The sequence below is a fragment of the Longispora urticae genome, assembly GCF_053902585.1.
Genome location: NZ_JAQZSH010000024.1, coordinates 127,180 through 136,243 on the forward strand (window position 1 = coordinate 127,180; position 9,064 = coordinate 136,243).

Here is a 9,064-nt window from a genome sequence, read left to right on the forward strand (position 1 = left end):
CTCTGCCGGGTGGCGGGCGTGCCCGCCGAGCGAAGCGGGGTGACGGCATGACCGGCGTCTCGATCACCGGCATCGGCCTGGTCACGCCCGTCGGCCGCGGCCCGGACGCCGTGTTCGACGCGCTGCTGTCCGGCCGGTCCGGGATCACCCGGCCGCCGGAGGGCCACCTCGTCGAGGGCTCCCTGGAGGTCGCCGGGTTCGCCCAGGCCATCGACCCGAAGTCGCTGTTCTCCGGCCCCGAGCTGCGCACCATCGACCGGGTCACCCTGCTCGCGCTGCTCACCGCCGGCGACGCCCTGGCCGACGCGGGGATCGAGGTGGGGCGCGACGTCGACCCGTACCGGATCGCCGTGATCGGGGCCGGGGTCGGCGGCATGGCCACCCTGGAGGCCACGGTCACCCAGCGGGTGGCGCGCGGGAAGGCGGCCGTGAGCCCGTACCTGCTGCCCGGGATCCTGCCGAACATGGCGGCGGCCCGGATCGCGATCAGGTACGGCATCCGGGGGTACTCGTCCACGGTCGCCACCGCGTGCGCGGCCGGCGCGCAGGCCATCGCCGAGGGCATGCGCCTGATCCGCTCGGGCGACGCCGACGTGGTGGTCTGCGGGTGCAGTGAGGCCCCGCTGTTCCCGACGTTCGCGGAGACCTTCGACAACGCCCGGGCCCTGGCGCGCGGCTGGGAGGACCCGACCCAGGCCTCCCGCCCGTTCGACGCGCGCCGCAACGGGTTCGTGCTCAGCGAGGGGGCGGGTTTCCTGGTCCTCGAACGCACGGAGCACGCCGACGCGCGAGGGGCCGCCGGGTACGCCGACGTGGCCGGCTGGGGCGGCACGACCGACGCGCACCACCCGACCACGCCGCGTCCCGACGGGGCCAGCGCGGCCGAGTGCATGCGCCGCGCGCTGACGTCGGCGGGCGTATCACCGGAAGATATCGGATATCTCAACGCGCACGGCACGAGTACGAAACTCGGGGACGTCGCCGAGACCATTGCCACCCACGCCGTCTTCGGCCATTCGGGACCGCCGGTGAGTTCGACGAAATCGGTCACCGGTCACCTGTTGGGCGCCTCCGGAGTGGTGGAGGCCGCCGCCTGTGCGTTGGCGATCGGGCGGGAAGTGCTGCCGCCCACCCACAATCTCGAGGACCCGGATCCCGCCTGCGACCTGGACCATGTCCGCAAGGGTCCCAGGCAGGGCCGGATCTCCTACGCGCTGTCCAACTCCTTCGGGTTCGGCGGACAGAACATCAGCCTGTTGTTGGGGCGGGCCGGTACGCGGGAAATGCGGTCGCATGAACGGAGTGCGACTGTGTGACTCCATTTTGGATACCTCCACTGAGGTCGGTCCGGAGGTCGTATTGAGAAAGATTCACGACGTGGCTATCGTCTTTTTACCCGCGAATGCAGGCGCACGGGGTTCGTGCGCGCGAAACCCCAACTCGCAGCGCACGAACACTGAAAGAAGGTTGCAGTGAACATCTCTGGAATTGACCACGTAGAGTTCTATGTCGGTGATGCGAGACAAACGGCCTTTTACCTCTGCACGGCGTTCGGATTCCGGATCAGTGGCCAGGGCGGCCCGGAGACCGGGTTAGCCGGGCAGCGCTCACTGCTGCTGCGCCAGGGGGACGTGCGGATCGTGCTCACCTCCGGGCTCGTCCCTGACCACCCGGCGACCCGGTACGTGGGCCGGCACGGCGACGGCGTCGCGATCATCGCGTTCGAGGTCGACGACGTCGAGGCCGTGTACGCCGAGACCGTCCGGCGCGGCGCGGAGGCACTCGAGGCCCCCGCGACGTACGCCGACGACGAGTCCCGGGTGGTGACCGCCACGGTCTCCGGCTTCGGGGACGTCGCGCACCGCCTGGTCGAACGGCACGGGCCGACCCGGACGTTCCTGCCGGGCGCGATCAAGATGCTCAAGGCCGACAAGGCGCCCGACGAGGGCCTGCTCGAACTGATCGACCACGCGGCGATCTGCGTGCCCGCCGGCGAACTGGCCACCACCGCCGAGTACTACGAGCGGGTCTTCGGCTTCTCCGAGATCTTCGAGGAGTACATCGAGGTCGGCGGCCAGGCCATGGACTCCAAGGTCGTGCAGAGCCCGTCGAAGGGTGTCACCTTCACCCTGATCGAGCCGGACACCACCCGCACGCCGGGGCAGATCGACGACTTCCTCCAGTGGCACGCCGGCGCGGGGGTCCAGCACCTGGCCTTCCAGACCAAGGACATCGTGCAGACCGTCGCCACGCTCGCCAGCCGGGGCGTCAAGTTCCTGTCCACCCCGGACAGCTACTACGAGACGCTGGAGAGCCGGCTCGGCCCGGTCGACCTGCCGCTCGCGGAGCTCCAGAAGCTCGGCGTGCTGGTGGACCGCGACCACTGGGGACAGATGTTCCAGATCTTCACGCAGTCGATGCACATCCGCCGGACCCTCTTCCTGGAGGTCATCGAGCGGCACGGGGCGCTCACGTTCGGCAGCGGCAACATCAAGGCGCTGTACGAGGCCAAGGAGCGGGAACGCTCCGGCGCGGCCAGCTAACGAGGAGGACCCCCACCATGCTGGACACTTTCGCACTGACCGACGAGGAGCGCGCGCTGCTGCCCTCCGACGAGGATGTCGCGTTCTACGCGGAGCACGGCTGGTACCTGTCGAAGCAGCTCCTCACCGACGCCGAGATCGACGAGCTCGTCGCGGCCAGTGAGCGGTACTACGGCGGCGAGCGCGACCGGCTGCTGCCCGTCCGCCCGCCGAAGCTCGCCTACTGGGAGCCGTCGCACGGCCCCGTGCAGCGGCACAACGACTACGTGCACTACGAGCACGACGTCCTCGGCCGGATCCTGAGCAAGCCGCTGATCGGGGCCGTCGCGGCCCGGTTGGCGGAGGCCGAGGAGATCCGGATCTTCCAGAGCACCCTGATCATGAAGCCGCCGATCGAGGGCGAGCCGTCGAACATCGTGCCCTGGCACTTCGACAAGCACTACTGGGCGTCGTCCACGTCGGAGAAGATGCTCACCGCGTTCATCCCGTTCCACGACTGCACCGTCGAGATGGGCACCATCACCATGGTCGACGGCAGCCACCGGTGGAAGGAGATCGGGCTGCGCGACAGCGTCGTCCGGCACTTCGCCGAGCGGGACCGCTCCGAGCTGGAGCTGATGCTCGACGAGAACGCCGCGTACAACAACGTCGAGGTCACCAAGATCCCGATCGTGATCCCCAAGGGGCACATGAACTTCCACCACTGCAAGACGTACCACGGCAGCGGCCCCAACGTCAGCGGTACGCCGCGGCGCGCGGTGTCCCTGCACCTGCAGGACGGGGCGAACGAGAACCGCCGGTACGAGCTGTCCGACGGGTCGCTCGCGATGTACAACCACGACGCGCTGGTCCGCCGGACCGCCGATGGTCGGCCGGACTACGCCGACCCCGAGTTCTGCCCGACGCTGTGGCGTCGCGGCGACCAGTAGAGGAGCAACAACGATGTCGCGCTATGCGTTCGTGGCCGACCTGTGCGGCGACGACGAGCAGAAGTGGCAGGACTGCGCCGACACCGTCAACGCGGCGCTCGACGCCCGCGTCGCGCTGTGGGACGGCATTCTCGCGGCCATCCAGAGCCGCTAGCGGAACCGGTCGGGGCCCGACGACACCGCGTCGGCGCCCCGGCCAACCCGCCCACAGAACCGCTGAAAGGATTCAGATGGACTCCGCTGAGCTGTACCGGACCGTGCGGCTGATCCGCCGGTTCGAGGAACGCGCGATCGAGCTGGTCCGATCCGGCGAGATCGTCGGGGGCATCCACCCGTACATCGGGCAGGAGGCCATCGCCGCCGGGGTCTGCGGCGCGCTGCGGCGCGACGACATCATCACCAGCACGCACCGGGGACACGGGCACGTCCTGGCCAAGGGCGCCGACCCGGTCCGGATGATGGCCGAACTCGCCGGCCGGGTCACCGGGCTGAACAAGGGCCGGGGCGGTTCGATGCACGCCGCCGACTTCGGCCTCGGCATCTTCGGGGCGAACGGGATCGTCGGCGCGGGCGGGGCCATCGCGGCCGGCGCCGCGTGGGCGCGCCGGGCGCAGCGGACGGCCGACGCCGAGACCGGCGACGTGGTCGCGGTCAACTTCTTCGGCGACGGGGCCGTCAGCCAGGGCGTGCTCCTGGAGGCGTTCAACCTCGCCGGGCTGTGGAAGATCCCGGTCATCTTCGTGTGCGAGAACAACGGGTACGCCACCACGATGCCCGTCGAGGCCGGCGTCGCGGGCAGCATCACCGGCCGCGCGGAGGCGTTCGGCATCCCGGCCACCACGGTCGACGGCCAGGACCCCGAGTGCGTCCAGGCGGTCTCCGAGGCTGCCGTGATCCGGGCCCGGTCCGGCGGCGGGCCCAGCTTCATCGAGTGCATGACCTACCGGTTCGACGCGCACCACACGTTCGAGCACAAGGCGCGGCTGAACTACCGCTCCGAGGACGAGCTGGCCGCCGGCCGGTCCCGCGACCCGCTGGACATCCAGGGCGCGCGGGTACCGTCGGACGTGCGGTCCCGGATCGACGCCGAGATCGAGGAGCTGCTCGCCGAGGCGGTGCGGTTCGCGGTCACGAGCCCGAAGCCGGACCCGGCCGACGCGCTCGACCACCTCTACGCCACCGGCCTGCGGGTACGCACGGGAGTGAACAACTGATGCCGAAACTCTCCTATCTCAAGGCACTCAACCGGGCGCTCGGCGACGAGATGGCCCGCGACGACTCGGTGGTCGTGCTCGGCGAGGACATCGGCATCGGTGTCGCCGGGGTGACCACGGGCCTGCTGGCGAAGTACGGCGACCAGCGGATCGTCGACATGCCGCTGTCGGAGCAGGCGTTCACCAGCTTCGCGACCGGGGCTGCGATGGCGGGGCTGCGGCCGGTGATCGAGTTCCAGATCCCGTCGCTGCTGTTCCTCACGTTCGAGCAGATCGCCAACCAGGCGCACAAGTTCTCGCTGATGACGGGCGGGCAGACGAAGGTCCCGGTGACCTATGTCGTGCCGGGGTCCGGTTCGCGCACGGGTTGGGCCGGGCAGCACTCCGACCACCCGTACAGCCTGTTCGCGCACGTCGGGGTGAAGACCGTGCTGCCGGCGACGCCCGCCGACGCGTACGGGCTGCTGGCCTCGGCGATCCGCGACGACGACCCGGTGGTGTTCTTCGCGCCGTCGGGGGCGCTGGCGGTCCGCGACGACCTGGACTTCGCGTCCCTCGCGCCGGTCCCGATCGGGGTCGGCCGGGTGGCCCGCGAGGGCACGGACCTCACGGTCGTGGCGCTCGGGCACCTGGTGCACACCGCGCTCGCGGTCGCCGAGGAGCTGGCGGGGGAGGCCTCGATCGAGGTGTTCGACCCGCGCACGGTGTACCCGTTCGACTGGGCCGGCCTGTCCGCGTCCGTGGCGAAGACGGGCCGGCTGGTCGTGATCGACGACTCGAACCGGTCCTGCGGCATCGGCGGCGAGATCATCGCGACCGTGGTCGAGGACCACCGGCTGCTGGCCCCGCCGAAGCGCGTCACCCGGCCGGACGGGGCGGTGCTGCCGTTCGCGCTGGACCTGGACCGGGCGGTGCAGCCGACCCACGAGCAGCTGGTGGCGGCCGTGCAGGCGGTCCTGAAGTCCTGAGAGACACCTGTTTCCGGGGAGGTCACCGTCGCCGGTGGCCTCCCCGGAACCCTTCTAGAGCGACACCACTTCGCCGGGTACGCGCCGGCGCGCCGCCACCTCCGCGCCCAGCCGCCGGACCGCCTCCGCCGCCGCGATGGCCGCGCACCGCGCGTTGCCGTGCAACCCGTCCTCGCTGTACAGCGACAGGTCCGCGACCAGCGGGTGGTCCCGGAGGTTGAGGTGCAGGGTGCCCAGCCGGGCGGCGAGCGCGCCGGTGCGTTCCGCGAGGGTCCGGGTGCGCTCCCGCAGGCCCGGCCGCAGCCAGTCGGGCACGCGGGGGCTGTGCGAGATGTCGAACATGCTGACCGTCACGACGTCCGCGCCCACCCCCTGGAGGGCGGAGATCATGGTCTCCAGGGCGGTGTCCACCGCGTCGGGGTCGTAGCCGCGCATGAAGGCGTCGTTGCCCCCGCACACCACGAGCGCCAGGTCCGGGCGGAACGCGAGCGCCGGCTCCAGTTGGGTGCCGAGCACCTCGGCGGCCTTCAGCCCGTACTTGCCCACGTTGAGGTATTCCGGGACGTCCAGTTCCGCCGCGATCCGGTCGCACCAGAACAGCGTGCTGTAGCCCTCGACCGGGTCGCCGTAGCCCTCGGCCACGCTGTCGCCGAGTACGGCGAAGCGCTTCCACGGGTGTCCGGTCAGCAGCGCGGCGCTCTCGCCGGCGCGCAGGCAGTAGGGGTCGGTCGACTCCACGACGTTCATCGCTCCTTCGTGGACGGGGCGGATAGGGTACGGGGATGGATCTTCGCCCGATGCACCATCAGGCCGTACTCGACTGCGGCCGGATCGTCGCCCAGGTGACCGCCGACGACCTCGGCCGCCCGACGCCCTGCGCGGGCTGGAACCTCGCCGACCTGCTGGCCCACATGATCGGCCAGCACCGCGGTTTCGCGGCCGCCGCCCGGGGGCTGCCGGTGGACCTGGCCGTCTGGGAGGACGTGACCCTCGGCCCGGACCCGGCGGCCGACTACGCGGCGGCGTCCGACGACGTCCTCGCCGCGTTCGGCGCCGAGGACTTCGCGGAGCGCCGGCTGGCCCTGCACGAGTTCGGCGTGGTGCCCGCGTCGACGGCCATGATGATGCACTTCGTGGACTACCTGGCGCACGGCTGGGACGTGGCCACCGCGCTCGGCGTGCCCGCCCGGCTCGACGGGGAGCTGTGCGAGCACGCGCTGCGGCTGGCGTCGCGCTGGCCGGCGGACGCCCCGACGATCTGGGGTCCGGGCGCGCCGTTCGGACTCAAGGTGCCCGTGCCGGCCGACGCCCCGGCCGCCGACCGGTTCCTGGGCTTCCTGGGGCGTACCCCCTAGGTCGGGCACTGTCTCACGCCCTGGCCGGGGTCGGCTCGACGTCGGACTCCGGCCCGGCGTCGGCCGGGGTGCTCTCCCCGGCCACGGCAACCACCTCGGCCGGGGTCCGGGCCTCCACCGCGTCGGCCTCCGCCGTGTCGGTCGGCGCCCCGCCGGCTGCCCTGGCGTCGGCGTCGGGCTGCGGGTGCTGCCCGGGCTTGTTGTCCAGCTGCCGCCAGATCTTGGCCCCGATGATCGGGGTCAGGGTCGCGGCGAAGTACAGCGTGCCGGTGGCCGCCGCCGTGAAGTGCACGCCGTAGTGCTCGGCCACCCAGCCGCCGAGCAGCCCGCCGATCGGGATGCCGCCCCAGGCCACGGCCGTGAACACCCCGTAGAGCCGGGCCTGCATGCTCGCCGGGGCCTTGTCCAGCAGCAGCGCCCCGATGATCGGGTTGATCGAGGACATCGCGAAGCCGGTGACGAAGATGACCACGATCATGGTGGTCAGGTCGTCGGTGAGGGCGAAGACGAAGAACCGGGGCGAGCCGCCGATCATGTACCCGAGCACGAGGGTCAGGTACTTCGGGATCTTCGTCACCAGCGCGGCCATCGTCAGGTTGCCGAGCACCGCGCCCAGCGCGAACGCCGCCCCGATGGTGCCGATCCCGGCCGCCGAGTCGAACGTCTCCTTGATCCACAGCGGGATGAGGATGTTGTGGATCTGGTTGCACAGGTTCGTGACGAACAACATCATGATCATGCCGCTGAGCAGCCGGTCCCGCCACACGTACGCGAAGCCGGCGTGCAGCGCGACGAAGTACGGCTCCTTCTTGTCCTTGGCCACCTTGTCGAGGTGCCCGGGCGGGTTGCGCACGGTGATCATGACCAGGCCGCACACGAAGTACGAGGCGGAGTTGATCAGGATGGCGGTCGGCGACCCGAGCAGGGCGATGACCAGGCCGCCGACCGGCGCGCCGACCAGGGTGATGATCCGGGAGATGGCGTCGTAGATCGAGGTGATCCGGGCGGTCGGCACCCCGGACACCTTGATCTGGGCGGTCAGCATGACCCGGCGGGAGTGGTCGGCCAGGCCCGTGGTGATGCCGACGAGCGCGATCAGGACGATGACGGGGGTGACGCCGAACGGGTACACCAGGGCGATCGCGCCGATCAGTACCCCGTTGAGCAGGTCCGAGACGATGGTGATCCGCCGGGCGCCGATCCGGTCGATGAGCGGCGCGCCGAACGCGGCCGACAGCACGTACGGCAGGGCCGCGGCGGTACCCATCAGGCCCACCAGCAGCGCGTTCCCGGTGTCGATCAGGATCAGCCAGGTGACGGCGAACGCGGCGACCTTGCTGCCGGCCATGGAGACGGCCTCGGCGACGAGGATGCTGACCATGCCGACCTTGCTGCCGGTCACGACGATCTCGGGCTCGTCCTTGCCGGTGTCCTTCCCCGCCGGGTCCTCGACCGCGGTCCCGGTTCGGTCACCGACCGGATCCCCGGCTCCGGCTCCGGCCGTGTCCGGTTCCGCGGTGGGCGCCCCGTCGGCTGCCCCGACCGCGTCGTCCGGCACCTTGTCGTCCTTCGCGCCCGGCCGTCCCGCCCCGCCGGTCATGACGCCGCCGCGAGCTGCGCGACGTACCGGGCGCGGAGCGCCTTCTTGTCCACCTTGCTGGCCCCGGTCAGCGGCAGCGCGTCCACGAAGTCCACTCCGCGCGGCGACCACAGGTCGTTGAGCTTCTCGACCACCACGGCGCGCAGGTCCTCGGCGGTGACCGTCGACCCGGGGGAGCGGACCACGAAGGCGTGCACGACCTCGCCGTACTGCTCGTGGGGCACGCCCACCACCGCCGCCGCCCGCACGTCGGGGTGCGTGGCCAGCGCGTCCTCGATCGGCCGGGCGAACACGTTCGAGGAGCCCCAGCCGGTGAGGATCATGTCCTTGACCCGGTCGACGAGGAACAGGTTGCCCGTCGGGTCGAGGTAGCCGACGTCCCCGGTGCGCAGCCAGCCGTCCACCAGGGTCTCGGCGGTGAGTTCGGGCTGGCCCCAGTACCCGGCCATCATCAC

10 protein-coding genes are annotated in these 9,064 nt (G+C 71.1%); 7 read left to right on the top strand and 3 right to left on the bottom strand.

The window, feature by feature from the left end:
• Positions 1-47: 47 nt before the first annotated feature.
• The 6 genes from PT931_RS15425 (at position 48) to PT931_RS15450 (ending at position 5,654) form a co-directional block, all read left to right on the top strand.
• Complete coding sequence (locus PT931_RS15425; protein WP_456246423.1) at positions 48-1,316, top strand: beta-ketoacyl-[acyl-carrier-protein] synthase family protein; 1,269 nt, start codon at positions 48-50, stop codon at positions 1,314-1,316.
• A 156-nt stretch (positions 1,317-1,472) separates the two neighbouring features.
• On the top strand, positions 1,473-2,543 hold the full coding sequence (gene hppD / locus PT931_RS15430; RefSeq protein WP_456246424.1) for a 4-hydroxyphenylpyruvate dioxygenase: 1,071 nt from the start codon (positions 1,473-1,475) through the stop codon (positions 2,541-2,543).
• A 17-nt stretch (positions 2,544-2,560) separates the two neighbouring features.
• A complete protein-coding gene (locus PT931_RS15435; protein WP_456246425.1) occupies positions 2,561-3,472 on the top strand; it encodes a phytanoyl-CoA dioxygenase family protein in 912 nt (303 codons plus the stop codon).
• 13 nt (positions 3,473-3,485) lie between these two features.
• Positions 3,486-3,626 carry a DUF3050 domain-containing protein gene (locus tag PT931_RS15440; protein WP_456246426.1) on the top strand — a complete coding sequence of 47 codons (141 nt, stop codon included), beginning with the start codon at positions 3,486-3,488 and terminating at the stop codon, positions 3,624-3,626.
• Between the two features lie 76 nt (positions 3,627-3,702).
• Positions 3,703-4,686 carry a thiamine pyrophosphate-dependent dehydrogenase E1 component subunit alpha gene (locus tag PT931_RS15445; protein WP_456246427.1) on the top strand — a complete coding sequence of 328 codons (984 nt, stop codon included), beginning with the start codon at positions 3,703-3,705 and terminating at the stop codon, positions 4,684-4,686.
• Positions 4,686-5,654, top strand: coding sequence for an alpha-ketoacid dehydrogenase subunit beta (locus tag PT931_RS15450; protein ID WP_456246428.1), 969 nt, complete (start codon positions 4,686-4,688; stop codon positions 5,652-5,654). Before PT931_RS15445 ends, PT931_RS15450 begins: the two co-directional genes overlap by 1 nt.
• A 54-nt stretch (positions 5,655-5,708) precedes the next feature.
• On the opposite strand, the gene PT931_RS15455 is transcribed toward PT931_RS15450, so the two are convergent.
• Entirely contained in the window at positions 5,709-6,401 is a 693-nt protein-coding gene (locus PT931_RS15455; protein WP_456246429.1) for an SGNH/GDSL hydrolase family protein, read from the bottom strand.
• Positions 6,402-6,436: 35 nt separating this feature from the next.
• Between PT931_RS15455 and PT931_RS15460 the strand changes: the two genes are divergently transcribed.
• Positions 6,437-7,009: a TIGR03086 family metal-binding protein gene (locus tag PT931_RS15460; RefSeq protein ID WP_456246430.1), complete on the top strand. Its 573-nt coding sequence runs from the start codon at positions 6,437-6,439 to the stop codon at positions 7,007-7,009.
• Between the two features lie 13 nt (positions 7,010-7,022).
• On the opposite strand, the gene PT931_RS15465 is transcribed toward PT931_RS15460, so the two are convergent.
• The gene (locus tag PT931_RS15465) at positions 7,023-8,567 is read right to left on the bottom strand and encodes an MFS transporter (RefSeq protein ID WP_456246431.1); all 1,545 of its coding nucleotides are present in this window, start codon (positions 8,565-8,567) and stop codon (positions 7,023-7,025) included.
• A 38-nt stretch (positions 8,568-8,605) separates the two neighbouring features.
• The coding region (locus tag PT931_RS15470; protein WP_456246432.1) for a class I adenylate-forming enzyme family protein at positions 8,606-9,064 on the bottom strand (459 nt) is incomplete at its 5' end.